The following is a 26,614-nucleotide window of genomic DNA, read 5'->3' on the forward strand; positions in this document are numbered from 1 at the left end:
AACGATATACGAATGGAGCGATTATAGTGTCAATATAATTTATTCCACATGTATTTATCGTTCATTATTTACCTAATTGCTTATATTATTTATGTATTATCCAAAAATATGTAAACAAACCTTCTCATACTAAAAACAACAAAATATCGATATGAGTCATATTACATATAATTTTTATCCTGAAGAATCAATTTGGTTTCTGTATATACAAAAGTTTTCTTGCTTCCTAAGCCTAATATGGAATATTTATTGCATTATTTATGTTTGTTAAAGAAACAGTACCACAAACGTTTACCACCCGACTGTTGTATTTGTTAATCTAAAAGTGGGCCAATTGTCAATTGAAAACAGTTGCTTACTGAACCTTACTTACAATAGTATTCTTTGCATTATAAGCGGTTGCAAATGATTTCATTATGTTTTTAGAAATATTAACATTGGATCTTTCAAGTAAGGCTTTGCACGATTCTTCAGTCATATTTGCGATACATGTTAACTTAAATCTCGCCCTTGAAGCACCTACATACATAATTTGTTCCTTATTATTTGAGAACATCGAATCGTCCAAATCAACCAGTATTATAGCGTCCGCTTCAAGTCCCTTAAACTTCCTACACGTTGTGAACTTAAATTTGAATTTCTTATAATGATAAACACCGTTTGAACAATGATCACTCAAATTACTCGTTTGTTCAGTTTTACACGTTAAAATCACGATATCAGTGTAGTCTTGTTCCAATAAGTCCTTAATTGCCGCATTGGTTGCATCTATCGTATCGGTTATAGCATTACAAAAAAACATTTCCGGAACATCACCTTGAATTGAATCTTCAAACAATTGAATTTTATATTTTCTCCCGAGCAGCCTCAACGATGTAATCGCGACATTTTCAGTGTTCCTACAGTTTCTGTACAAAGTCAATTTACAATCAGCATCCTCGATATATGATGGCACATTACTAGACTGAATCATTTGATTTTTATCATAGAATAAATAGAAGGTTCCTTCCTCGTCATCACTTTCTAGCACATTCATTTTCAGACGATCAATGATTGCGACTTCCTCAATAGAATCTCTCCCAAAATCTTGGCCTTCATCGATAACGATATGCCTATAGGGAAAATTCATGTTTGAATAACAATCCTCGAGCACCGTCTTAAATCGCTCATAATCAGGAGTCTTTGTATTGCACATCTTACACGCTAGTCCATCGATAGTATAGAATGAAATATTTGGATCTGAGTACATTTCTTTTAAATATTCCTTGAGGTTTAGGTTGTAGCATAAAAACAAAACAGGTTGTCCTTTGCTGGCATGTCTTTTCGCCTTTTCAATCGCAAGAATTGTCTTTCCAGTCCCTGCTAGCCCATTTATTATTGCACTTCTCTGTTCATCGAGATAGTTCAAAAGAGCGACCTGTTCCCTGAGCAATCTTTTGAAAACCAATTGATGCCGTTCTTTCTTAAAACCCGCTAGAGAAACCAAATTAAAATTTGGTGCAAGAATATTATTAATGATTAATTTGGCCTCTTTATCATTTAAGGATGTTTCTTTTCCATTCGGTAATTTGATTTTATAAATCCTACTAATATCTTTTTCAATGTTACCAAATGAGTCACTTGTCAGCATCAACGATTTATCAGTATCTGAAGGTAATGCGACTGTATCAAATGCCCTCAATGGCACATCTGGAAACCAAACTGCATGCAAAAATTTACATCGATTAACGATTTGGTCGTATTTCTTATTTCGCATTAATTCGAGTAGTTTCCACTTATTTTTACTGGCTTGTTGAAATGGTCCGTCGTGACTCATTAGCCTACCACTACCATACCGCCATTCGCCTTTAGAATACTCTACCCTTCCTGCTTTAGCTTCAATGCATAAAATTCCTTTCTTAGGATGAAATATAACAAAATCTGTCTCACTTTCGTGTATTGTATTATTCACAACTTCAAGAATAGAAAAGGAATGAAATACATAGTAATCATCAGATAAGCGCTCAAGCTCAGAAAACATCATTCCCTCTCTACTCGAATACGAAAATTCTTTTGGCTTATTTGGAAACATGATTGCCATCAGTCAAACCACCTATTCTACTTAAGAATTCAAAAACATCAAATTCTTCTGCTGTGCAATAACAACTCCAATCCGTTTGTTCAGATGCTCTTCTATACTCATCCTCATTTTCATTTAAAAATAAGAGCACTTTTTCATCTTTCCATGCAAGATTTGAAAAATAGGCTTCACCCGTTTCTCTACACATTAAAGTTGTTCTATAATACGGTCTGGATATAATTATGTTGCTATTTTCTTTAAGTAGGTTGATCATACTCAACTCGTTCTCATCATAGCAATCTTCATAAATATTATTCCAAATTTCTTCTGCAGTCTCTTCACCTGGATTTCGACCATCAGAACCAAACGTTAAGTTGGTCATTCTTTTAGATTCCTTACTTAATGCGTTATTGACTAACTGCACATTAAACTCAGCGTCATTTAGTAATTGATTAATTGAATCAATTGCAAACTTTCTTTTCAATTTCGAATGGTAGGTTTGATTATAATAGCTTCTTAAGCAACTATAACACGATGTGTCTTCATCACAACATTGTTGCGATACTTTATCCAAAGCGGCCTTTAAAGAGCTAATCACTGCCTCTTTGCTTAACAATCTTTTTACATGACCCGCTCCACCAGGAACATTATCAAAGACAATAATATCGTAACTTTTTTGTTCTAGATTCAGTTCTAGAACCCCATCAAGATCGTTACGCTCAATTTCAAGTGCATAACTCATTCCTTCTAGAAATGCATATAAGAACGAAAGCGCTCTATGGTTGCTTTCTGTCTCATTAGAATGTAATGATGGAATTGTTAAGCGTGCAACATCGGTTTGGAATTTGTGTCCCAACCTTAATCGTATTAATTTTTCGTTAAAACAATCGTATTCTCTGAAATTCTTATGTTTCTTTGAGATAAATGGTAAGCCACTACCTATCGTAATTTTCTCACTATATCCACATTTATCACACATATAAAATCCTGATCGATTCAGAACTAACAGTTCGTCGTTTGTGCTCGTCTGAACGGTTATTGCTGTACCAATGTACTCATTCATTTTGTCAAAGATTCCGCCACCTAGGTAAGAAACTTCGCCCACATAGGATCTTTTAGGTTTCAAATGTGGACTGTCACTTGATTTATTTGCCTTAAACCCAAGCGTGGGTTGAATAAAGTATTCATGCGTTCCTGTTCTTATTTCTCCACCACAGTATTTACACTTAATACTCTCTGTCTTTCGTGTGTAAACATTTATTTTATGACATTGAGAACACGTTTCAAAATAGTTTTTGAACATTTCTGTTGTTTTCGGTAACGTAATGTATTTCGATACATACTTGTTTTTCATGACAAGCACCTCAGAGTCCGGTGCATACTCGGATATTGCGATTTTAAGGTCTCGCGTAAGGTCAATATCATTTTTGCGTTTTTCATCATTTTCTAAGATCTGTAAATCAACTAAATCAACAGGAAAACCATATTTTGGAATTACACAATACTTCGATAACATTTCTATCACGGACTGATTATGTAGTTTTTCTTCTTGTCCCTTAAAATAATCAGCTTGTTCATAATCATTTTCAGCTTTTGAAGCATTCTCTGCGTCTTTAAACTCAACAGCCATTTCTTTAATTGAATCAATAAAGTGAGTCAACTTCTCATCATTATAATCAATTTCAGCCAGCCATTTGAATTTATGGAAATTACGATATCGTGTCTCCGGCACCACCTTTTCATCAATGTATCTTCGGAGATCAGAAGGTTCACTCTTTAAATAATCGATGAAGACTTCTGATCCATTATTAAAAATAAAGGAATCCGTTGATATGAAATAATCAGGATGCTGTCTAAAGAAGAAACCAAGGCAGGATGCTAAGAGATGTCGACTGATTATTTTCTCATTATCTACCTTAAAATATGGTGGGTTGATTACTCCAGAAATCATTTTCTCAGGGGCTGCGAAATAGGTATAGTCATGTGAGCTCGAACTACAGTAAGTTAAAATATATGCAGAACTATCACTTCTTCGACCTGCTCTACCCGCTCTTTGAACATAATTGGCAGGCGTTGGGGGAACATTTCGCATAAATACCGTCTCCAAGTCACCAATGTCAATTCCCATTTCAAAAGTCGTTGAACAGCTAAGTATATTTATCTTCTTATCAACAAATCTCTTTTGAAATTCTTTACTTACCTTTCGATCAAGCTGTGCGGTGTGCTCTTGGATTACCATTCTTTCTATTTTCTTACTCTTATACTCTTTTCGGTAATAATTTTCTGAAAGTGCATCATCTGGGTCAATCTTATATAACTTGCCTTTACATTTGTCAGAAGGACATGCATTGTTTAAATTGAAAGGTGTTAGTTTAGAGCATTTATTGCACCTGTAGAATGGTGATTCAACATAGTTTTTTATTTTAAACTTGCTGGCATCAATCTGATATGCATCTTCTTTATTGTGCTTAATAAAAAGGGCATCTTGGGAGTCTATCGAATCAGAGACAGAAAGCACATTAAAGACCATATCTAAAATCTTTACAGCCCCCTCTGTATTACAATTACAAGCTTTTTTTACATATCGAACAATCTTATTCTCTTCGCCTACGATCGGTAGCAAGCTTCTTATATTTAGCTTATTCTTTTGCGCCTTCAGCATCACAAAATTATTAAACCGTCGATACTCCAGATATTTTTCCTTTTCTTCTTGTGAAAGTGTTGACTGTACATACTTTATCGCTGGTGTTGTCTTAAATACAGTTGCCACTACTTGTATCAGCGTATTAAGTTCATTCTTTGTATTTATATTGTACTGGCCTAATTCATCTTTAATAATATCATCATCTATCTCGTCAAAAATGCTAGAAGTGTCTAATTCAAAATAGTATAAGCCAAGACCTTCACCATCATGTGCACCATCGACTTTTAGCAAATCAATCAACAAGCTCACCCATGCATTTTTTTCTGATGATAAGTCATTGTCGAATAAGCGCTGGCTTTCAATCTTATCTTCCAGTTTTGAAACAAGTTGGTTTACCGACATTTCCTTATAATTCGTCTCTTCTAAAATGTTCCAAATCAGTCGTTTTCTCAGCATACGCGTGTGATTTGAATCAACAAACGCAGCAAAGAAACTAGCCTGTTGTCTACTATCAGAAAAAGCCAAATACTGTTTAACTTTCGGTTTAACAACCGGTATCTGTTTGATGGGTTCTGTGCTTATTCTTAATGAAAACTTTCTTCTTTTTTCATGCTTTGCATCATCCCCATCAAGCGTCTCATAAAGGATTTGTGAAATTATTGCAGTACCTTCATCTTTACCAACATTAAGTAACTTTACGACTCCCGAAGTTCCTTTATGACCACAATATAGGCATTGACTAATATTATTAAAACTGCTTGCTTCCTTTTTGTCATCGTTCCTGATTTTATAAACACTAAACTTGCACAGAGAATCACAATCACATTTTTTTGCATTGAGATTGCCCGTCCTATGAATTGATCCACACTTGTTGCAAAGCGTATACTCTTCCAATATAGTCTCATCAATGGTTGAGTCAATATCTTCGTTTACCATCTCTTCTAACATAAAGTAGTCTACTTTTGCACGTTCATTATCACCATAGTTTTCATAAACATCTACTTCTTGATTTTGATATAAATAGTCTAAGCCATCCAGTCGATTTTGTTGAATCTTACCAACAATGTACGTAGAGTCACAGTATCGACAATTACCAATTTCAAAAGTTTTTTTATTATCAATCGCGTTTGTTTTAGTAAGACTCAGTTTCTGGTCAGAACCAAATGTTATAAATGCACCCGATAAAGGACGAACAAAGGAATGATACTTTAGATCAAAGAGATTTACTCCATTTTTGCTGGCACCGTTTATTAAGTCAATGAGGGCGAGCAACTCAGCCTCTTCCAACTCTCTTAACTCGAATTTTAGCGATGCATAATTTTTACTCTTATCTTTCAGACAATTATAAATTGTATGTGTATTCTCATCATTTGATAACAAATCATATAAGATTTCCTCATTTTTTGATGCGTGTGTTTCCTTGTATTTCTCACAAATATCAACAAGAGGAATATCACTTGCTAAACGCTGTTTCAACTCCAAATAGTCGCTACCTTTAACCTTATATAAGGACGCATGAGAATCAAACTTAATTCGTTTAGAAAAAACAATATCTGATGTATTAAAAGAACATGACGTTAAGTTCTTCGCAAAGTTAACAATATCTCCTTCACTTTTTCCTTGTGTTCCAAGTGTAGCACTTGTTAAGATGAATCGTGGTTTCTTTTCAGAGTATGCAGTCAACCTTCGCATTAATAAAGAAATCTCAATTCCTAAAGACCCATTATAAGAATGCGCTTCATCAAGAACTACAAACTTCCAATTTGCTAATCGATTTGGATCAAAAATCGCATAATCATTTGGTCGTATAAGAAGATACTCAAGCATTGAGTAGTTTGTAAACAACAAATGAGGTGGATTTTCCCTAATTTCAGTTCTGGAGATCAACTCATTTACAGGGATTTCAACACCAATTTCTTTTGCAAGTTTCTTTCGATCTTGATCGGTAGTTTCCTCTGGTGTATCCCCGGTAAAAAAGCCATATGTTATGTTTGGACATGATGAAAGTATTTTCCGAATTCGATCAATTTGATCATTGACTAAAGCATTCATCGGGTATAAGAATATTGATCGGATACCTATTTCTCTATTTCCATTTTCATAATCCGACAAAATCTCATTCAAGATTGGATAAAGAAAACACTCTGTTTTACCAGATCCAGTCCCGGTCGTTACAACAGCACTATTTCCTGAACTAATGATGTTTAGTGCTTCTTCTTGATGTTTGTAAAGTGGTCTATCTATTTCAATATTATTAAGTTGCCCAAAAGACTTACAAAGCTTTCCTTCTGCTATGAGTTGATTTATTGTCTTTCCTCGCTCAAATGGCAGATCCAAACTAACAAAAGGACCCTTAAACAGTTCTTCCTTCTCAAGTTGCCTATTAAACAATTCCTGCAGTGAGGAATTACCAAACTTAAAGGACGACTTTAGATATTCCTTGTATTTATGATCTATATATAACGATTTTTCTATTGGGTTCAGCGCTTTCATATTTTCCCACCTTTCTCTAAATCAATAATATATGAAAATATGTCATTCAAAGTGTTATCATCCAATGTATTTGCGACCCTTCTACGTTTTAAGTCTAATAGAAGACCATCCCCTTCGTTTGTGATTGCAAATTCAACGCAATTGTTTTCAATCCCGCTACATATCTCAATACTAACCGGATTTACTTGCGATAATTTAAACTCACTGAATTCTGTCTTCACAAGTAAATCCCCGATATAACAATCATCATTAATTTTCTCCTTTATCTCAATAAAAGTCTTATTTATGTTCATTTTACGTCTGACTAATCCGTTACTTGTACCTTGATCAAAATACACTTCTTTGACTTTATAATACCTACCAACTATATCATTACGAGTGTAAAATCTGCGTTTCATTTCACACATCACTCGATTTCTTGATGTTCCAAACCATAACCCTTTTTCTCTTTCAAACAATATAATCGTATAGCTTTCAAAAGACTTGAGATTGCTGACCGTTTGAGACTCACCGCTCAATAATTTCTCACTTCTAAATATCTCGATCCCTTCTTCATTCTTAATATTAAAAAACACATGTCCTTGACCATAATAATTTGGTGTTACCTTAAGTTTATTGTTAATTGGGTCAAAATCAAGATCAAGATCTGAACTTTTCAATATACACTTGTTGTAGCAATACAATACATTTGCGATTTTTCCATCTACTAAGAATAGTATCTTTACGAAATCATAATTCGCCCTGTATGTCACAAGAAAGCTAACATCTATACTTTGATAAGGCGTTGTTTTCTTCATATCTTTAGGATTATCAAGTTCAATCCCTTTATCTGAATGGATCATATATTGATCATAATGATTGCCAAAGATATCTAATTTTCCTCCTTGTGTAATTTCATCAATCACGATTTCATCATCAAATGAGCACCAATCACTGCCATTCAATCTGTACATATTAAATCCTAGTGGGACTTCGAAATAGTACATCTCATTCTTATATTTGATACTGAGAATATCTTCAATAAATTCAAGTTGCTTTTGATACTGAATGAGGGGTTCCTTCAATATATCGCTGGTCAATTGAATTAAACTTCCATGATCGTTCTTAATATCTACCACTAGATTAGAATCCATTACAAACTGAGTTTGAACTACTCTTTTTCTCACTTCGTTAAACACTTCAAATAGTGACACAGTGTACATATCTGAACCAAAATTACTCAGGTCAACGAGATAACGGTTAATCCCAGAACTCGGCTTAATTTCACAGATATCCTTTGTTAATGGAATATGCTTATTATTAATTTGAAACATCAATTTATCTTTATCATATTCTGATTCAAACATAAAATAGCGAATACTTTTGTAAATCGGTATTTTCTTTTTATTGTCTTGCCTTACCAAAAAATGATCTTGGTACAATTCTCCGATAACACCCGGTTCTGTGTGTGAAAGAAAGATAAAAAATTCATCATCAATTAGAAATGAATCACCAATTTCTACTGTTTTTACAGCCAAACTATAATATTGATTTACAGTGTTAAAATTTAGCATAGAATGCTTCGTATTTTTTCGACTACAAAAAATTGTAGTTCCAGAATAATCAGTATGATTCTTAATTTCTTTTCCATCTTCTGTAAACACGAGAATCTTACGATTCAATTTGTCTAGACTATCGTAAATAACTTCTTCACCGCATACGAGTTGATAACTTATCTCGCCCAAAGGATCATCAAGATGAATTGCACTAGGATATAACTGATATCCACCAATAATCTCACGAATATCGAAGCGATCATCTTGTAAATAAAGATGATCACCATTATATACCTTGATCATCAGTTGTGTATAGTCATAGGTATTTTTCACTTTATGGAATGGCGGAACTAAGAATACCGCTTGATTATCATAAGTAAATTTGCAATCCCACTTATTCCTTAAGTCTAAACTTTGTGCTCTCCGATTGCTTCTTATGCTGTCTCTATCCATTTTTGTACACCAATTCAAATAAGCTTCTTTGAAGTAGGTCATCGAAATTGCAATACTCTTGTTCCAAATATAAGAATCAATGAGCTCAACGACAGTTTTGCTAAAATCAATTAAACTATTTAAACCATTTTCACTGCTTATTAATCGCTTCGTTGACACAATTAGCTTATATGTTTTCTTGGTTAAACTAATCGAAACAGTATCACCATCAGATAGCATCGATTCACGAATTCCTTCATAGACAAATCTGAATTCTTCTTCCACATTATTTGGTATATCAAAATCAAAGTTAGTTACATAAATGTCGTATATAAAATCAAAAAAATCAATCAAGAATTTTTGGGGAACAATAGAATGAGAGAGGGCAACACCAATATACAAAGAAGTATTTTTTATTTCCTTTTGCGTTTTATATTGCTTCAATATCGTTCTAATCAATGACTCAATCTTTTGATCAGAAAAATTATCATAAAGTCTTGAATACTGATCCTGAACATGATCATAAAATTTACCATCATAATTTAACATCTGTATTAACGACAATGACATTAGTACAATATCGCCATTTTTAACATGTTCCCCAACATAAGTAGATAATGTATAAATAAGGCTAGATTCTGCGCTTTCATGAATATATTGAACGATTTTTGGGAAATCCATCAACGTAATAAGGTCCATACCAATATTGTGACCTGACTCAAGTTTACGTTTTATATCTTGTATTATTGAATCAAAATGATCTCTCTCTTCTATTTTTAACATAAGTCCTCCCAGGTGTATTAAGCGCTTACAATATAAAACTCTCAATTTTGTCTTGTTAATATCCGATTTGATTAATTATGAATTCTTCTAATTATCATTATTATAAGCTTAAAGACATTAAATAGAAAGATCAAACAAAGATTATATTTAACTTTTCCACTCCCTGTTGCTATCGCATCACTTGTAAGCATTGCGGCTATACCAGGATGATAAGTTGATGATTCTTTGTTTTCCCTAACACGAGAGGAGAAAGTTTTATTGACAATAACGACAAATGTGTTCTTCTATTTCATTGCCCAACAAAAATTCACTGCGTATACAGTACTTTAGAGTCTGTAATATTATGCTTAACTCTATACAAAAAAGTCAAACTAAAATCTAGCAATTCTGTTTGTTTCTTCAAAAATATTCTTTGACTGCTCTTTCATTTTAACTCTCCTAGATATTTATTCTTCCCACCCATAGGAAAAGCTCATCTTTTTTGTAATTCCCGTTTTTATATTTCGAGTGTCTACTTTGAAGTGAACATATCACTAATGAAATACAAGTCTAGAATATCTGTTAACACTAGTTATTAAATCGAGGTTGAAGACGAAGGGAAACGGTGGTTTGCGAAACAGGTTAAAGTTGAGGCAACAAACAGCAGTAAGAAGATTTACCAAGCTTGCCTCTCAATTTTCAATAAGTACTATGATGTCCAGGTCGTTCGTAATATTGGAATCACCTGTACAAAGTTAGAATCTCCGTTTCAAGAGCAGCTGAACTTGTTTGAATTCGTTGAGGATAAAGATAAAGAACATCACCTTGATGAAGTGGTGGATACGATACGAAGTAAATACGGATTCACTAAACTTGTGTATACCAGCAGCCTTTTAAGAGGCGGCCGTGCCATTGCCCGTAGTAAACTGGTGGGTGGTCATGCAGGTGGTATGAGTGGACTGGATGAGAAAGGAGACGCAGATGAGAAAAAGAACCCCTAAAATATTTGTGGATTATAATGACTATCATGATCGTCACTTTGGCTTAAAATGGGGTACTGCATTTGCATTGGCGGAACTGGTGAGTGTGATTGACACAAACAAGAAAGATGCAAAAAAGGAAGTCCATGAACTTCCTGAGATGAGTCGTGAAGAAATCGATCACGTGCTTCAACATGCTTTCTTAAAATCAAAGAAGGTATCCATTCAAATGAACATACGTGACCATGATGATCATCTTATCGAGAACGTAATTGGAAAATTCGAAGGGTTTTCAGACTCTGAATTCTTGTATATTGATGGTCAAGAACTCGCTTGGGAACTCATTCGAAATGTGCAGATTCTCAAGTAACCTAATATACAACACAGCAATCCATTATTCAAATTAACTGTAGTGTATGAGCCTAAACCATTTTTACGAATTGTGTTTTTTTCGAAAGTTATTTGCCCATTCCCCAAGAATCTCACAAAATACTTTTATTTCAAATTTAATCTACCTACTGCGCGCTTAAGTGCCTGTTCAGCTTTTTTTAGCTCGAATGTATCTTCACTTTCTTGCAATAGTTTTGTTGCCCGAATATGCGCTTGATGAGCTCTTTGAAAATCGATATCATCAGCATGTTCAAAAGCATCTACAAGAAGTGTTCCAGCTCTATCCTTGTAGTTAAAAATGCCTTCAGAAACAAAAAAAACAATCTGACTTTCTTCTGTTCTCACTTTAAGTTTGCCTGATTTAACCTCAATGACTACATCCATATGTTTGTCTAACACTGTCCTGTTTCCATCAGAAGTAGGTAAAATAATTGACTTTGCGCTGAATGTTTCTCGTTTTCCACTAAATGTGATTAATTCAAGCTTAAACATTAGATTCCTCTTGAAATGAACGAATTACATCATCGATCCCCGCTTTGAATAAAAAGTATGTTTCAGGAATATGATCGACTTCCCCTTGTAAAATAGCATTGAAACTATAAACAGTCTCTTCTCTACTTATATACACCCCTTTTATTCCAGAGAAAGTTTCAGCAACACTGAATGGTTGAGATAAGAAATTGCGAATTTTACGTGCGCGACTTACAACAAGCTTGTCTTCATCGCTTAGCTCATCCATTCCTAATATCGCGATTATATCTTGCAACTCTTTGTACTTTTGCAGAATTCTTTTAACATGTTGTGCTACATGCACATGTTCTTTTCCAACGATATCAGCAGATAGTAATGAACTACTTGATTCAAGTGGGTCAACTGCTGGATAGATTCCTAACGCTGCAATGCCACGATCAAGGACCGTCCGTGCATCAAGGTGGGTAAATGCAATGGATGCAGCAGGATCAGTTAAATCGTCTGCAGGCACATATACAGCTTGTACTGATGTGATTGAACCAGACTTTGTTGAAGTAATTCGCTCTTGCAGTTGTCCCATTTCATTTGCTAAGGTAGGTTGATATCCAACTGCTGATGGTCTTCTTTCTAATAGCGCAGATACTTCGGATCCTGCTTGTGTAAATCGAAAAATATTATCAATAAACAATAGCACTTCTTGCTTTTTTTGGTCTCTGAAGTATTCCGCCATGGTGAGCGCTGACAGTGCGACACGCATTCGTGCACCAGGTGGCTCATTCATTTGCCCATAAACTAAAACAGTTTTACCTAAAACATCAGCTGCAGCCATCTCATGATATAGGTCATTTCCTTCACGTGTTCTCTCACCAACACCTGCTACTACTGAAAGACCACCATGTTCAATTGCAATATTGTGTATCAACTCTTGCATCAGCACAGTTTTTCCAACACCCGCTCCTCCAAATAAACCTATTTTACCGCCTTCAGGATATGGACATAATAGATCAATAACTTTAACACCTGTTTCTAGGATTGATGTTGTTGCTTTTTGCTCAGTGAATTCTGGAGCACTTCGATGAATCGGGTGTTTTTCAACATTTTCTGGATTCCATGGTTCATCATCAATTGCTTCTCCTAATACATTAAAGATACGTCCAAGTGTTTTATCACCTACGGGAACTGAAATCGGTGCCTTTGTGTCTGTAACACTCAAACCACGCTTTAATCCATCTGTCGGGTTCATTGCAATGCACCGTACACAATCATTACCTATATGTTGTGCAACTTCCAAGATTACACCATAATTATCCACGCAAAGAGCGTGATAAAGCTTTGGTAATTGAAATCGGTCTTTAAATTGGACATCAACAACCGACCCGATTATTTGACATATTCTTCCTCTTGTCATTGTTATCCCTCCTCTGGCATTAAATCAGATAATTCAACTGTAATTTTCTCTTGTCGTAATCGATTATATTGTAGTTGAAGATTTCTTAACATATCTTCAGCGCTATCACATGCCTTTTCCATTGCAATTCGACGCATCGTATACTCTACAGATTTGCTTGTATAGTATCCTCTTAACACAGCACACTTAATGTATGATGATTGAAATGCATGATTTGCAACTACATAACTTGGTTCATAGATTTGATTATAGCGTTGAATCATCGTTTTGTGTGTGTGAATTTTGGTAAATATTACGTTACCATCCAAACTATAACTTGGTTGTAATACAATAATATTGTGAGTCTCTTGATACAATGCGGACATCTCTAATATAATTTCTATTTCAAGGGTTTCACTTTGAATGATATCGTTGACTACATTAAAATTATTCTCTGTCAACCACCTATATTCCTGTGTCCCAACAACTAACAGCATTGGATCATCAAGACCAATAATTGTTTCATTTAGTTTGCGACTGTAAGACGATACAAGTCCTAAGTCGGGATAAAAAGCAATATAAAGCGGTGGTTTGTCAGAGACTTCTTCTACAAACTCGATTGCTGTTAATTTTGCGTGTATCGTTTCAAATTGATCAAGTGTATACTTGTATTGCTGAAGTTTGCTAATTGACACTAGTTTCATAGCATTTGTAATTTTTTGTGTTGTCTTTATTGCTTTTTTGCGTTTAGAGATTGCTGAAAGACTACGTTTCATAATACATCCCTCGATACAAGGTATAAATATCCTCCATTGCATCCGTAATTTTCGAAATAAGTGATGGTCCGAGTTGGTACTCCAATTTTATTTCTTGAATCAAGTCATCGTATTTGCGTTTCATTTCATCATGCATGAAAGATTCATAAGGCAATATTTCAAAAACCTCCAAACGATCAAGAAAACCATACTTATTCATAAACAAACTCAAAATTATTAAGTCTTGTGATAGTGGTTTATTGACATCTTGTTTAAGAAGTTCTGTAAGTCTACTACCATGTTCTAGAACTCTTCGCGTACTTTCATCCACATCTGTACTAAACTGTGCAAACGATAATAAGTCTTGGTAATTTGCAAGTTCGAGTTTTAACGAAGATGAAACATGCTTCATCGCCTGTGTTTGTGCAGCAGATCCAACACGAGAAACTGATAATCCACTGTCTACGGCTGGTCTTATTCCAGAATTGAACGCATCGAGATTTAGGAACAATTGTCCATCGGTAATCGATATTACATTAGTTGGTATATATGCACTAATGTCTCCTGCTTGTGTTTCAATAATTGGCAGCGCGGTCATTGACCCACCCCCGTGTTTGTCATTCAATTTAGCTGAGCGCTCAAGTAATCGTGAATGTAAGTAGAAGACATCCCCAGGAAATGCTTCACGCCCCGATGGACGTCTTAAGAGTAAAGATATCGTGCGATATGCAACTGCGTGTTTTGACAAATCATCATATACGATTAATACATCTTTTCCTTGATTCATCCAGTGTTCTGCGATTGTGCATCCTGTATAAGGGGCAATATATTGCAATGATGCCATATCATCAGCTGGACTTGCGACAACTGTAGTGTATTCCAGCGCACCACTTATTCTAAATTGTTCAACGACACGCGCTATCGTTGATGCTTTTTGACCAATTGCTACATAAACACATGTCAACCCCAACCCTTTTTGATTGAGAATCGCATTCATTGCGATACTGGTCTTGCCAGTTTGACGATCACCAATAATCAATTCCCGTTGACCTTTTCCGATTGGAATCATTGCATCAATAATCTTCCAGCCCGTAAGTAAGGGTTCTTTGACACTTTGTCTTGCCATGACTTTTGGGGCTTGTACTTCTATCGGTTTGAACACTTTATCTTCAATATCATCTAGACCATCAATTGCGATACCCAGTGCATTCACCACTCGACCAATTAATGCATCTCCTACCGGAGTGTCCACAACATGCTTCGTTCGGTAAACCTTATCTTTTTCTCGTATCTCAGCATCATTTCCTAATAAAACTACACCCACTTGATCATTTTCTAGGTTCATCGCCAAACCCATGAGACCTGAATCAAACTTGAGTAACTCACCAGATAATACATCCTTTAGTCCTTTAACAAATGCGATTCCATCCCCTACGCTATGGACTAAACCTATATCTTGATCTTCGACTTCCCAATTTAAACCTTCAACTCGATTTTTAATTGTTTCAATAATTTGCTCACTTCGTTTATCCATTAGATACCTCCTCAACCAACTTCTGAAACCTACCACCAAGACTAAAATCTAGAACAGTGTCATTTATAAATAATCTAATCCCAGACTTCAAGAATGGATTCACCTGAATTTCATACTCAATTTCTCCATGATATATAACATCAACCTTCGTTTTTATTTTCTCGTAGTATCCCTTAGACATTGGCTCCGATGTTTCAATAATACATGTTATCCAGAAGCCATCATCAACTAATAGGTTTCGCATCGATTGTTGGATTTGATCTATTTGATCCAGCATTCCATCCTCTAAAAGAATATATATCATTCTTTTAACGATTTCAGAAACTTCAAAGAAGAGCAAATCAGCGATTTCTTCAATTCTATTTGGATTAAACATCAAGGTGCTCGTAATTTGTGGAACGGCGTGTAAAATTCTAGCAATAGTTCGAAACTCCCTATAGTAATGAACCGGGTCATCAACCATTAACTGGTAAAAAGCATGTGCGTAGATCTCATGAACTTGCATGGTAGTTTTCAAGTTCCTTTTCTAGAGAAATCAATATTTCCGATTCATTGAATGTGTATCCTTCTAATACTTTCTCAACAAGCATGGTTGATACTTCAATGATATGCTTCTCTAAATCATCTAGCATTTCATTGCGTTCTTGAGCGATACTTATTGCTGCTTGATTTAAAATATGTTCCGATTCTTCCTTTATTTCAAGGATCCTTTGTTGTCGCAACACATCAATTTCTTCAAGTAGCTTTTCTTTTTGATCGACAAGTTGCTGTTTTTGCAGTTCTCTTTCACGGTTAAATTGTTGAAATAGCTGTTCTTGTTCTTGTTTCATTATCTCGATATCACGGTATTCCGCTTGAAATGATTCAGCTTTTTTATCCATGATTTTTAAGACAGGCAGATGTAAATATTTTTTGTATAAAACATAAATAACTCCTGTTGCACAAAGTTGAACTAAGATTGTCATCAAATTTGGAAAGAGTTGCTGTGCAATATCAAACACCTGAATCACTCCTTTCTTTTTTAATAAGCAAAAATTAATAGAAATGCGATTAACATACCATATATTGCAGCAGTCTCTGCCAATCCAGCACCAAGCATTAACATGGTCCTAATTTCGTTATTTGCCTCTGGATTCTTCCCAACCGCTTCAACGGCTTTTGCCGCAACATACCCTTGACCTATCGTCGAAAATATTCCGGTCATAACTGATAAAGCTGCAGCAATTGCAACCAATCCTTTTCCAATACTTACATTATCCATTGTTTAAATCCTCCTTATATTCAATTCCAATAAAAATAGTAGTTAATGATACAAATAGAAATGCCTGTAAAAAACCTGAAAATATATCAAAATATACATGAAGCCATGGGGCAACAATCACACCTATCAAATCAAAGCCACCAATAAGTGGTATCATGCCACTTAATAAACCAGTGAATGAATAGAGCATTGTCATAATGATTGTTCCGGATAGAATATTACCAAACATCCGTAATGACAGACTAATTAGTGGTGCAAGTGTAGAGAAGATGTTAGGAATTATAAAGAAGAATAATGGTTTAAAGAAACTACTAATATATCCCTTAATTCCATTTTCTCGAATCTTTGTCACTTGAATGATTATCCAGGTTAACAAAGCGAATGTAAACGCAACACTGTAGTTAGCAGTAGGATTTTTTAACCCTACAAGTCCTGACCAATTTGATAATAGGATAAACAGAAATACAGATCCGATATAAGCCGCTAATGCACGACCTCTTTTTTTTCCTAACACAGGTTCAGTGATTGATATAATAGCTTGAACATACATGATCGCGTATAAAGCAAGACCTCTTGGTTTACAGCCTTCTTCATACATATCTATTGATCTCTTTGAAAGCATAATTAGCACAATCATTGCACCTGCAATCACCAATATCGAGAAAACTTCAGCTTGCATGATATTCTTTCCCTTTTGAGAATATGTTGTTTAAGAACATTAAAATTCTACTAGAAAAATAGGCAGCAAATATAGCTAATGGTTCAACAAAACCCCTAAAATAGAATGAAAACAATAGTGGACCCGCAATAATTATTATCGTAAACAAGACATACATAATATACTGACTAATTCTGAAGTTTGGTCTTGTTAGAATCTGATCATAAAACAGTGTTCTTGTCATCTCTATAAGTATCATAACAAACTGTCCAATTAACCAACCTAACGCTACTTGGTAACGCCATGCAGTCAACGGAATTCCAACAAGTAATAATATTAAATTTGTTCTTTTAATTTTCATAATTCACCACCTTTGCAAAAAAAAATGCATCTATACTTGAAGTGTCTTTTCCGCCCTGAAAAGACTAACCTCAAACATAAATGCCTGACCTTTTTTCTATTTGTACTCTATAATAATATCAAATAATTGTACGATTTACAATGTAGATGGCATAAATTTTAGAGTTAGCAACAAAAAATCATCCAAAAATTTTGGTTCATTTATTCGCAAATCAAGTAAACACTTGGTTTAAACTATCACATAAAAAAGTAGGTATTTACTAAAAAAAGTTTTTGAAAATCATGAATTCAACCACCAAACATTCGATTGATCTCATCACATATCACTCATGTATCAATCACTCACTCATACACGATTATAGGCTACTCAATAATTTCCATACTAATTAAGTATCCTGATTCCATATTCTTTCTACGGTTTGATCTGCTCTTCTTTTGTCTTTCTTTCAAGATAAAAGGCAATACAACAAAAAACAATGAACGTAATCACGAATGCTATTTGAATGGTAGATAAGCTTCGAATTTTAACTGATTGTAGGTTTGTTAAGTAGAGTATCGCTGTCGAAGCCCCCATAAAGCCTACGGCAAAAACGGTGCTTCTTATGTAAACCGATTGAAGGTGTTCCGAAGAATTCGAATCCACACTCCCTTGTTCCCCGCCTTTATTCTCCTTATCATTTTTCACAATAATTAACCCAACAACCAATCCGAATATGATTTCCAACCACACATGAAAAGTAGGTGCTTCATTTAAAATAAATCCCATAACACACCGTGCCACAAGACCAGTACATGTAAAGAGAACCGTATAGAAACCCACACGTATATATTTATTCATCATTTTTCCCCTCTTTAAAAATTATCTTTCTGTTGAATTCATTGTATCAGATTTAATCAGAACTAACATAAAAACATCCTCAAATAAAGGATGTTTTTAGTGTATTAATCATTAATCTACTTTACCGTTAAGCTTAAATAGTTTCATCAATTCAACAATCGGTAGTGGTAAGAGCGCTAGCCCAATTACAACTTCCCAGTGATGAAGGTCAAGTTCAATCAATTGGAAGATATCTCTCAAGAATGGTACGAAGAGTACTGCAAGCATCATAATTGCATTTGCGATGGTTGCATATACAAGCCATTTGTTCTTGAAGAATGTCTTGAATACAGATTTACGTGGTGAGTGGATGTTATATGCATGCACAAGTTGTGAGAATGCAAGAACTGTAAATGCCATGGTTTGACCCATTTGTTCAGATCCTTCTGGGTTCCATAGTTTTCCTGAACCATAAAGGAATGCAAACAGTGTAAGACATCCAACCATTACCCCTTGATAACCAATTCGCCACAAGCCACTCTTATTAAGAAGTCCCGCATCACGATTTGGTTTACGATCCATGATATCACTTTCTGCAGGGTCAACACCCAGTGCGAGTGCAGGAAGTGAATCCGTTACTAAGTTAACCCATAAGATATGGATTGGAATCAAAGGAACACCCAAATTAAATACAACCGCAACAAGCAGTGTAATCAGCTCTCCAACGTTACATGATAGTAAGTAGTTTACAGCTTTCATGATGTTGTCTTTAATACGACGCCCTTCTTCAACTGCAGTTACTACCGTTGCGAAGTTATCATCAGTTAGGATCATATCTGCTGCACCTTTCGCAACTTCTGTCCCAACAATACCCATCGCAGCTCCAATGTCTGCCATCTTAAGGGCTGGTGCATCATTGACACCATCACCGGTCATTGCGACGATTTCTCCATGACGTTTCCATGCTTTTATAATACGCATCTTATCTTCAGGTGATACACGTGCATAGACACCAATGTGTTCTACTTGTTCAAAGAGTTCATCATCACTCATGTTATCAAGGTCACGACCTGTCACAACTCGGTGATCTTCAAGCATCCCGATTTCACGTGCAATTGCTTCAGCAGTAATTGCGTGGTCACCGGTAATCATTACAGTACGGATTCCAGCACGTGTTGCGACTTTAACCGCATCCACAACTTCAGGACGTGGTGGGTCAATCATACCCACTAATCCAACAAAGGTTAGGTTTGACTCAATTGAGATGTCCCCTTCATGTGGATTTGAGGTAAGTTCTCTTACAGACAATGCAAGGACACGTAATGCTTTCACAGCCATTGCTTCATTTGCTTTTTGAATGTGTGCAACATCGTCTTGTGTCAGTGGACGTGCAGTACCATCCACACCATAATGAGTGGATACTGCTAAGACTTCATCCACACCACCTTTTGTGAAGGCAAAGATTTTACCATCGATGTTATGAACTGTTGTCATGCGTTTACGACCCGAGTCAAATGGAATTTCATTGATTCGTTTATATTCGTCAAGCAGTTTTTGTGTGTCATGACCTTCATTTTGTGCCCATTCAGAGAGTGCTGTTTCAGTTGGATCTCCAACCCAAACGCCATCAATCAAACGGGAGTCATTACATAATAATGATCCAATAACAAGTTGTTCTTTGTTTGCTGGATTGTTGTCATTCCAGAAATCCACAACCGTCATTTTATTTTGTGTAAGTGTTCCGGTTTTATCTGAACAGATTACCGTTGCAGAGCCTAAGGTTTCTACTGAAGGCAGTGTACGAATGATTGCATTTTTTTCAACCAAACGGTTCACACCCATCGCAAGTACGATGGTTGAGATTGCAGGAAGTCCTTCAGGAATTACCGCAACTGCCAAGGAAACTGCAGTCATGAATGCTTCAAGAATGTCTGAGTTATCTTTAAGAATTGTCATTACAAAGATGAGTCCACAGGCAGCCAGAGCAACAATCCCCAGTTGTTTTCCAAGTTCGTCTAGTTTACGTTGAAGTGGTGTTTGTTCATTGCCTGATGATTGAAGCATCTTCGCAATCTTACCTACTTCAGTACCCATTCCAACACCCACTACTACACCTAAACCACGGCCATAGGTGACCATACCAGATGAGTATGCCATGTTTTTACGATCACCCAGTACATCGTCATCGTTCCCCACATAATGAGAATCCTTATCAACGGGTACAGATTCTCCAGTAAGGGATGCTTCTTGGATCTTTAAGCTATTGGTTTGAATGAGTCGAATATCTGCAGATACTAAATCCCCTGCTTCAAGCACTAACACGTCACCAACTACGACCTCACTTGATGGTATGGATACTTCCTTACCATTACGAATTACCTTTGAGTAAGGACTTGCCATCTCTTGTAAAGCCTTGAGCGCTTGTTCTGCTTTACCTTCTTGTACAAATCCGATGTATGCGTTAAGAAATACAATTGCTAAAATAATAATAGATTCAATTTCATCCCCTAAAAAGAAACTAATAATTGCGGCAATAAAGAGGATAATAATCATTGTATCCTTAAATTGGTCAAGTAAACGTGACCATTGGCTTCGTTCAGCTTCAGCTTCAAGCTTATTCTCACCATATTTATTGCGTGATTCTTTGATTTCAGAATCCGTCAGTCCTGATTCAACATTCGTAAAATCACGAACATCTTCCAAAGACTTTGTATACCACTTCTGGTCTGTCATTTGTGTATTCTCCTCCTATCAAACAAATGGGATAGTAAAATAAAAGAGACCCTATCCAAGTCAAAAAACATGAATAAAGTCTCGAAATTTATACGTGTTCCGGACATTTTAAGTCGTGTTGACGAAACAGCGTCCATTCTAGGCTCCTACTCCCTTTATACAAAGCACATCATATCAAATCCATGAACGTTTGTAAAGAAAAACCTATGTGATTTCAGCGACTTATTCAGTGCAGCTGCCATGTAATTGTAAGCGTTTGAGTGAATGTAATATCACGTGTTTGAATAGTTGAATACTCTGAGTTTACACCCATTGCTCTAATGTGATAAGGGGTTTGTGATGCATCGATATATTCAATATGTGCAATAGACCCTAATGTTACTTCAGAACTGGTTGAAATGACGTGTGCGACTCTTTTCGCATCCATTACTGCCATTTCAATTGCTTCTAGACGTGCACCATCTTCATCACTGTATCGATATGCAACTGAAAGATTAAAATTGTTGTGTGTATGAAGTGCAGCAAGTAATTCAGATATTGAGTGGAGTTGTAAGTCTGTCTCAAAGGTAATATCTTGCGTACACTCAATTGATTTCTGTTCAAACTTCGCTTCATTAATGAGACTGATATTGATGGACGATGTGAGCAAGTCGTTTGGATCATAGCCCAGACGTACAAAGATGTTCACAAAGTCTTGATAGTTCTGCTCCAATTTTTTCATTGCATCTGAAGATGTGATGCCACGTTGGACTAGCGTTGTATACAGAACAATTCGATTTGGTTTCTTCATAACAGTACCTGTCCCTTGTACTGTTAAGGTATTAACATTATGATTCATGAAATATCACCAATACTTATAATGTTGCGATTGCATTCATTTCTTGAGGAGACAGTTCAAAATCGAAGAGTTCAAGATTGAGTGCTTGCCGCAACGCGTTGTGTGACTTTGGAATAACGATAACACCGCGTTGTATTTGATACCTTAGTGCTACTTGAGCCCACGTTTTGTGGTATTTTTGTCCGATTGCTTCCAATGCATCTTTTGATTCTTGGGAAGTTCTTGATAAAGGTCCCCACGCTTCCACACCAATACCGTGTTCTAAACAAAAGGCAGTCAGTTCACCATTCCATTTACCAGGATGGGATTCAATTTGATTTACGGCCGGTTTGATGCGAGCACGTTGTATCAGGGTTGTAAGTTGTTCTTGCGTGAAATTGGAAACCCCAATTGATTTTAGGACCCCTAAATCAACATAACTTTCTAAAACAGCCCACATTTGAAGCATCCCTTCCATATCATCCCATGGATGATGAATCAGGTATAGGTCAATGTAATCAGTGTTCAATGCTTCTAGACTCTGTTTTACACCTTTGTGAACCGCTTCTTGAGTTTCATAATATGCTTCTTTACCCGGAATCTTTGATGTAATAAAGAACTCACTACGGTTTAAGCCACTACGTTCAATTCCCAATGCCACAACCGATTCGTTGCGATATGAGATTGCGGTATCAAAATGACGATATCCTGCTTTGATTGCAGCTTCAATTTCTGAAGTATCATCATTAATTGCCCCCATATAATCACGATCCACTTTTCCAAATGTATTGGTTCCTGAACCAATCACTGGAATTGTAACTCCAGTATTTAAAGTTATGTTTTTCATTTGTGTTCCTCCCGATATTCACTTCTTAAGTACCCATATGCTAACACATTATGGTAGGTTCCGCTTCGATAAAGCATATTTCTCAGTGTTCCCTCATGTCTAAAGCCTAATGATTCATAAAGCTTTATGGCGCGAATGTTGAAATCAAAGACATGCAAATAGAGACGTTCAAGGTTTAGTCCTTCAAATCCCCAGTCCATGAGTTGTTTCATAATTTGTTTTCCATATCCCTTATTCCAATAGGAACGATCCCCAATCACGATTGCAAGTTCAGCGTGACGATTGCGTTCATCAAGATTCATAAAAGCACAGGTTCCAATTGCTTTGTCATCTTCATAAACCATAAACGTTGGTCCGCTGATCATCCGCTGGCTCCATACTTCTACCTCTTCATAAGACATCGGTCTTAAAAAGCCACTTTGATCATATTTCGCGACTTCTGGATCATTTCTCCATTCATAATACAATGGAATGTGTTTTTCTGTAAATTTCTCATACTTTAACATTGTATTCACCTCTTCAAAATTATATCATATTCCTGTATGTCAATGTTGACTTGGAGGGTATATGAAATATTTAATTCTTGGACTATTCGTAATCATCGGTTTGTTTTATGTCTTAAAACTCTATAGTAGGTATAAAATGAATCGTGTTAAAAATCGCTTGCGTGTCACGTATGGTGAACTGGAAGTGATGGATGTAAAAGCTGAGGACATTGAAAGCATTCATGCATCATATCAATACTTAAAACGTGAGGATGATATCGACGATATTACATGGAGTGATTTAGACCTTGAAGAAATCTTCTGGCGCATCAATAGCACCCAATCCTCTTTGGGTGATGAGTGGCTTTATGCACGACTTCACCGCCAAATACCTGATGATTTACATGAAATTGACCAACTCATCAAATACTTTGACGCCTCAGAAGAAGATCGATTAAACGTTCAAGTGCAATTGAATTATATTGGCAAGCATACCGGTCATAACACGTATGAGTTTTTAGAACATATCAATTCGATCCGGTCTACACGATCCTATTTGTACTTGGGACAGATGATTGTCTTTGTGACATCAATCCTCTTATGTTTTATTATTCCTGATATTGGAATTCCCCTTGCACTGTTTTCGTTTTTATTGAACAATTATACCTATTATGCCCTCAATCCAAATCAGAAGTATGAAAAAAACCTTCAACTTATTGGATCAGCCATTGGGATTTGTGCCCACCTTAAGAAAACGACATCATTTAATGATGACAATCCTTATTTTAAACAGTTTAATGCATTGATTCGTGTTTTATCCCCAATATCCAAGACAATCAAACGTTCTACAGGAACATCAATGGCCAGCGAGTCAGGAATAATGTTTAAGGGACTGGATGCAGCTTTTCTAATTACGCCTACATTTATGAGCATTTCATTAAATTTGATTCAAAAACATAAGCAAAACATCCTCGATCTTTTTGAAGTATTGGGTGCATTTGACGGTACAATTGCTACAGCATCTTACAAACACACCCTCCCTTACTTTTGTGAACCTACGTTTACATCAAATGATACCCTTGAGTATGATGCGCTGGTTAATCCTTTACTGAGCGATAAAAACGGTGTTTCAAACTCAGCAACCACCCACAATAAGCTGATCTTTACAGGATCCAATGCAAGTGGGAAATCCACATTTATTAAAGCACTCGCTTTAAACGCTCATTTAGGGCAAACATTGAACGTTTGTTGTGCCAAACGCTATGCTTTTAAACCCGGGTATATCTACACATCCATGGCGCTTCGTGATAATGTTCTATCGGGTAAATCCTACTTTATTGTTGAGCTTGAATCCTTGAAACGGATTGTGAATGCCATCCACACACACGATCACTGTATTGTGGTGGTAGATGAAATTCTTCGTGGTACCAATACGATTGAACGCATCGCTGCTTCAAGTTCCATCTTAGAATCGATTAAAGATACGAATGCTATGGTTTGTGTTGCAACTCATGATATCGAACTCACACAGATTCTCAACGGTTCTTATGACAACTATCACTTCAGAGAAACCGTTGGCGATGGCGGGATTTCATTTGATTATAAACTTCATGAAGGCCCTTCAACAACAACCAATGCAATCAAACTCTTAGCGTATATGGACTTTGATGCTCAAATAGTCGACACATCCAACCAACGTGTGGATCAGTTTAAACAACATAAATCTTGGCGATAAAATAAAAAACGGAGTACATGACTCCGTTTGAACCCTACCCCAAATCTAAACATAAAGATGCGGTGGTATGGTTTTTTTAAAATACAAGTTTATCAAATGCTGTAGCATAGATTTTTATGGCTGTTTTAACATCGTCTACTGAAATGGATTCATCCACTTGGTGCATAGTCATCGGTGCTCCAGGAAGTAACATACCATAGGCAACAATATTCGGCATTGCACGCGCATAGGTCGCACCACCAATCTTCAGTGGTTTTGTTTTAAGATCCCCGGTTACCTCTTGATATGCTTCATAAAGTTTCCTAAAGACTTCTGATTTTTCTGACAGTTGAATGCTTGGCAATCCACCTTTTGTCTCAACTTTCAAATTATGTTTTGATGCATATTTTTCTACGAGACTTACGATTTCAAACTTTTCAAATGACACGGGATAACGAATATCCAACGTTGCATATTTGAGTGTGTCTTCTGTTCTAACAATCCCAATATTATGTGTTAAGTATCCTGATACATTATCATAGAATCGATCAAAGATTGGATAGGAATATAAATCATCAATAAATGCTTCAAGTGGTGACAATTCACCAATTTCTTTTTTTGCTTGAATGAGCTTCACAATCGCATTCTTCCCTTGTTCTGGAGTTGATGCATGTGCTGCGACACCTTGAACAATTAGATAGTCATCTTGTACCTCAAATGGGGTATTTTTTTGTTTCAGTGCATCAATAAGTTCTGGGCTATGTTTTGTGCGTGCTGCATTTGGTACTGCATTACCACTGACACCCCCTTCAAGAAACTCACCGCGATTTAAAAGATCTGTAATGAGGAAACTTACGGTGCCTTTTTCTACTTGAACCAGTGGAAAATCAGCATCCGGTGTAATCCCATAATCAGGCAATCGTTCATGTTTCTTATACGAATCCATACAACGCCATTGGCTTTCTTCATCGGTTCCAAAGATAAACCGAACGGTATGCTTTAATGTTTTCCCCGCATCCAATAACAGTTTCAATGCAAACATGTTTGCAAGAACTGGTCCCTTATCATCTTGAACACCGCGTCCATAGAGCATCCCTTCATGCAGGGTTACTTTAAATGGATCGAAAGTCCATTTTGAAACATCACCAACACTGACGACATCAACATGTCCTAAAACCCCCATCATAATGTCAGAGTCCCCGACTTCAGCATAACCATACATGCCATCTTCAGATTTAAAGGTGCGATATCCCCAACTTTTCGCAATGTCTAGGACTGTGTCCAGTGCATCATTAATCCCCTTGCCAAATGGTTTATCGCCACTTTCGTCAATCACACTTGGACATGAAACAAGTCTGTCCAAGCTTTCTAAGTAAACATCGAATTCATGTTCAATCTTTATGTTTTCCAAATGAAAGCCCTCCTTGATATATATATATCTACTATTGTATCAAAAAAGTCTCGAAACTGTATCAAGACT

Annotated in this window: 21 protein-coding genes and 1 pseudogene; 4 read left to right on the top strand and 18 right to left on the bottom strand. The window is 36.0% G+C overall.

What is annotated here, in order from left to right; genetic code table 11:
* Positions 1-355: 355 nt before the first annotated feature.
* Genes AOC36_RS06920 through AOC36_RS06930 form a run of 3 tightly spaced genes read right to left on the bottom strand, consistent with a single transcriptional unit; the run spans position 356 to position 9,946 of the window.
* The gene (locus AOC36_RS06920; RefSeq protein WP_067632761.1) at positions 356-2,080 is read right to left on the bottom strand and encodes a nuclease-related domain-containing DEAD/DEAH box helicase; all 1,725 of its coding nucleotides are present in this window, start codon (positions 2,078-2,080) and stop codon (positions 356-358) included.
* The gene (locus AOC36_RS06925) at positions 2,058-7,196 is read right to left on the bottom strand and encodes a DEAD/DEAH box helicase (RefSeq protein WP_067632763.1); all 5,139 of its coding nucleotides are present in this window, start codon (positions 7,194-7,196) and stop codon (positions 2,058-2,060) included. Before AOC36_RS06925 ends, AOC36_RS06920 begins: the two co-directional genes overlap by 23 nt.
* The gene (locus tag AOC36_RS06930; protein WP_067632766.1) at positions 7,193-9,946 is read right to left on the bottom strand and encodes a hypothetical protein; all 2,754 of its coding nucleotides are present in this window, start codon (positions 9,944-9,946) and stop codon (positions 7,193-7,195) included. Before AOC36_RS06930 ends, AOC36_RS06925 begins: the two co-directional genes overlap by 4 nt.
* 653 nt (positions 9,947-10,599) lie before the next feature.
* Between AOC36_RS06930 and AOC36_RS12670 the strand changes: the two are divergent.
* The 3 genes and pseudogenes from AOC36_RS12670 to AOC36_RS06940 form a co-directional block, all read left to right on the top strand.
* A pseudogene (locus tag AOC36_RS12670) lies at positions 10,600-10,653 on the top strand (hypothetical protein); the annotation flags it as partial.
* 57 nt (positions 10,654-10,710) lie between these two features.
* On the top strand, positions 10,711-10,926 hold the full coding sequence (locus AOC36_RS12490) for a hypothetical protein (protein ID WP_067632767.1): 216 nt from the start codon (positions 10,711-10,713) through the stop codon (positions 10,924-10,926).
* Entirely contained in the window at positions 10,907-11,275 is a 369-nt protein-coding gene (locus AOC36_RS06940; protein WP_067632770.1) for a hypothetical protein, read from the top strand. The genes AOC36_RS12490 and AOC36_RS06940 overlap by 20 nt, the downstream gene beginning before the upstream one ends.
* A 125-nt stretch (positions 11,276-11,400) precedes the next feature.
* Here AOC36_RS06940 and atpC read toward each other — a convergent pair whose 3' ends face one another.
* The 14 genes from atpC to AOC36_RS07010 form a co-directional block, all read right to left on the bottom strand.
* Positions 11,401-11,787 (bottom strand): ATP synthase F1 subunit epsilon, encoded by a 387-nt coding sequence (gene atpC, locus AOC36_RS06945; RefSeq protein WP_067632772.1) that lies wholly within the window; start codon positions 11,785-11,787, stop codon positions 11,401-11,403.
* On the bottom strand, positions 11,780-13,174 hold the full coding sequence (atpD, locus tag AOC36_RS06950) for a F0F1 ATP synthase subunit beta (protein WP_067632774.1): 1,395 nt from the start codon (positions 13,172-13,174) through the stop codon (positions 11,780-11,782). Before atpD ends, atpC begins: the two co-directional genes overlap by 8 nt.
* A gap of 2 nt (positions 13,175-13,176) precedes the next feature.
* Positions 13,177-13,929 carry a F0F1 ATP synthase subunit gamma gene (locus tag AOC36_RS06955; RefSeq protein WP_067632776.1) on the bottom strand — a complete coding sequence of 251 codons (753 nt, stop codon included), beginning with the start codon at positions 13,927-13,929 and terminating at the stop codon, positions 13,177-13,179.
* Positions 13,919-15,442, bottom strand: coding sequence for a F0F1 ATP synthase subunit alpha (atpA, locus tag AOC36_RS06960; protein ID WP_067632779.1), 1,524 nt, complete (start codon positions 15,440-15,442; stop codon positions 13,919-13,921). The genes AOC36_RS06955 and atpA overlap by 11 nt, the downstream gene beginning before the upstream one ends.
* Positions 15,435-15,947: a F0F1 ATP synthase subunit delta gene (locus tag AOC36_RS06965; protein WP_067632781.1), complete on the bottom strand. Its 513-nt coding sequence runs from the start codon at positions 15,945-15,947 to the stop codon at positions 15,435-15,437. The genes atpA and AOC36_RS06965 overlap by 8 nt, the downstream gene beginning before the upstream one ends.
* The gene (locus AOC36_RS06970) at positions 15,934-16,443 is read right to left on the bottom strand and encodes an ATP synthase F0 subunit B (protein WP_067632783.1); all 510 of its coding nucleotides are present in this window, start codon (positions 16,441-16,443) and stop codon (positions 15,934-15,936) included. Before AOC36_RS06970 ends, AOC36_RS06965 begins: the two co-directional genes overlap by 14 nt.
* A gap of 20 nt (positions 16,444-16,463) precedes the next feature.
* Positions 16,464-16,703, bottom strand: a complete 240-nt coding sequence (atpE, locus tag AOC36_RS06975) for an ATP synthase F0 subunit C (protein ID WP_067632785.1) — start codon at positions 16,701-16,703, stop codon at positions 16,464-16,466.
* Positions 16,696-17,382 carry a F0F1 ATP synthase subunit A gene (locus tag AOC36_RS06980; RefSeq protein WP_232505355.1) on the bottom strand — a complete coding sequence of 229 codons (687 nt, stop codon included), beginning with the start codon at positions 17,380-17,382 and terminating at the stop codon, positions 16,696-16,698. Before AOC36_RS06980 ends, atpE begins: the two co-directional genes overlap by 8 nt.
* Positions 17,372-17,722, bottom strand: coding sequence for a hypothetical protein (locus AOC36_RS06985; RefSeq protein WP_067632790.1), 351 nt, complete (start codon positions 17,720-17,722; stop codon positions 17,372-17,374). The genes AOC36_RS06980 and AOC36_RS06985 overlap by 11 nt, the downstream gene beginning before the upstream one ends.
* 411 nt (positions 17,723-18,133) lie before the next feature.
* Positions 18,134-18,559, bottom strand: coding sequence for a hypothetical protein (locus AOC36_RS06990; protein ID WP_157777159.1), 426 nt, complete (start codon positions 18,557-18,559; stop codon positions 18,134-18,136).
* 111 nt (positions 18,560-18,670) lie between these two features.
* The gene (locus tag AOC36_RS06995) at positions 18,671-21,271 is read right to left on the bottom strand and encodes a calcium-translocating P-type ATPase, PMCA-type (RefSeq protein WP_067632795.1); all 2,601 of its coding nucleotides are present in this window, start codon (positions 21,269-21,271) and stop codon (positions 18,671-18,673) included.
* 226 nt (positions 21,272-21,497) lie between these two features.
* Positions 21,498-22,109, bottom strand: coding sequence for an SIMPL domain-containing protein (locus AOC36_RS07000; RefSeq protein ID WP_067632797.1), 612 nt, complete (start codon positions 22,107-22,109; stop codon positions 21,498-21,500).
* A 16-nt stretch (positions 22,110-22,125) separates the two neighbouring features.
* Positions 22,126-22,935: an aldo/keto reductase family protein gene (locus AOC36_RS07005; protein ID WP_067632799.1), complete on the bottom strand. Its 810-nt coding sequence runs from the start codon at positions 22,933-22,935 to the stop codon at positions 22,126-22,128.
* Positions 22,932-23,441 carry a GNAT family N-acetyltransferase gene (locus AOC36_RS07010; protein ID WP_067632801.1) on the bottom strand — a complete coding sequence of 170 codons (510 nt, stop codon included), beginning with the start codon at positions 23,439-23,441 and terminating at the stop codon, positions 22,932-22,934. The genes AOC36_RS07005 and AOC36_RS07010 overlap by 4 nt, the downstream gene beginning before the upstream one ends.
* Before the next feature lie 61 nt (positions 23,442-23,502).
* Here AOC36_RS07010 and AOC36_RS07015 point away from each other — a divergent pair, with 61 nt between their 5' ends.
* Positions 23,503-25,155 carry a MutS-related protein gene (locus AOC36_RS07015; RefSeq protein ID WP_067632803.1) on the top strand — a complete coding sequence of 551 codons (1,653 nt, stop codon included), beginning with the start codon at positions 23,503-23,505 and terminating at the stop codon, positions 25,153-25,155.
* A 76-nt stretch (positions 25,156-25,231) separates the two neighbouring features.
* Here AOC36_RS07015 and AOC36_RS07020 read toward each other — a convergent pair whose 3' ends face one another.
* Complete coding sequence (locus tag AOC36_RS07020) at positions 25,232-26,545, bottom strand: Sapep family Mn(2+)-dependent dipeptidase (RefSeq protein WP_067632805.1); 1,314 nt, start codon at positions 26,543-26,545, stop codon at positions 25,232-25,234.
* Positions 26,546-26,614 lie beyond the last annotated feature (69 nt).

It is taken from the genome of Erysipelothrix larvae, from assembly GCF_001545095.1.
Taxonomy (GTDB): Bacteria; Bacillota_I; Bacilli_A; order Erysipelotrichales; family Erysipelotrichaceae; genus Erysipelothrix; species Erysipelothrix larvae.

Excerpts from the sequence above, each read along its gene's own strand:
- AOC36_RS06920 (WP_067632761.1), bottom strand. The coding sequence starts at position 2,080 with ATGGCAATCATGTTTCCAAATAAGCCAAAAGAATTTTCGTATTCGAGT.
- AOC36_RS06925 (WP_067632763.1), bottom strand. The coding sequence starts at position 7,196 with ATGAAAGCGCTGAACCCAATAGAAAAATCGTTATATATAGATCATAAA.
- AOC36_RS06930 (WP_067632766.1), bottom strand. The coding sequence starts at position 9,946 with ATGTTAAAAATAGAAGAGAGAGATCATTTTGATTCAATAATACAAGAT.
- AOC36_RS06940 (WP_067632770.1), top strand. The coding sequence starts at position 10,907 with ATGAGAAAAAGAACCCCTAAAATATTTGTGGATTATAATGACTATCAT.
- atpC (WP_067632772.1), bottom strand. The coding sequence starts at position 11,787 with ATGTTTAAGCTTGAATTAATCACATTTAGTGGAAAACGAGAAACATTC.
- atpD (WP_067632774.1), bottom strand. The coding sequence starts at position 13,174 with ATGACAAGAGGAAGAATATGTCAAATAATCGGGTCGGTTGTTGATGTC.
- AOC36_RS06955 (WP_067632776.1), bottom strand. The coding sequence starts at position 13,929 with ATGAAACGTAGTCTTTCAGCAATCTCTAAACGCAAAAAAGCAATAAAG.
- atpA (WP_067632779.1), bottom strand. The coding sequence starts at position 15,442 with ATGGATAAACGAAGTGAGCAAATTATTGAAACAATTAAAAATCGAGTT.
- AOC36_RS06965 (WP_067632781.1), bottom strand. The coding sequence starts at position 15,947 with ATGCAAGTTCATGAGATCTACGCACATGCTTTTTACCAGTTAATGGTT.
- atpE (WP_067632785.1), bottom strand. The coding sequence starts at position 16,703 with ATGGATAATGTAAGTATTGGAAAAGGATTGGTTGCAATTGCTGCAGCT.
- AOC36_RS06980 (WP_232505355.1), bottom strand. The coding sequence starts at position 17,382 with ATGCAAGCTGAAGTTTTCTCGATATTGGTGATTGCAGGTGCAATGATT.
- AOC36_RS06985 (WP_067632790.1), bottom strand. The coding sequence starts at position 17,722 with ATGAAAATTAAAAGAACAAATTTAATATTATTACTTGTTGGAATTCCG.
- AOC36_RS06990 (WP_157777159.1), bottom strand. The coding sequence starts at position 18,559 with ATGAATAAATATATACGTGTGGGTTTCTATACGGTTCTCTTTACATGT.
- AOC36_RS06995 (WP_067632795.1), bottom strand. The coding sequence starts at position 21,271 with ATGACAGACCAGAAGTGGTATACAAAGTCTTTGGAAGATGTTCGTGAT.
- AOC36_RS07000 (WP_067632797.1), bottom strand. The coding sequence starts at position 22,109 with ATGAATCATAATGTTAATACCTTAACAGTACAAGGGACAGGTACTGTT.
- AOC36_RS07005 (WP_067632799.1), bottom strand. The coding sequence starts at position 22,935 with ATGAAAAACATAACTTTAAATACTGGAGTTACAATTCCAGTGATTGGT.
- AOC36_RS07010 (WP_067632801.1), bottom strand. The coding sequence starts at position 23,441 with ATGTTAAAGTATGAGAAATTTACAGAAAAACACATTCCATTGTATTAT.
- AOC36_RS07015 (WP_067632803.1), top strand. The coding sequence starts at position 23,503 with ATGAAATATTTAATTCTTGGACTATTCGTAATCATCGGTTTGTTTTAT.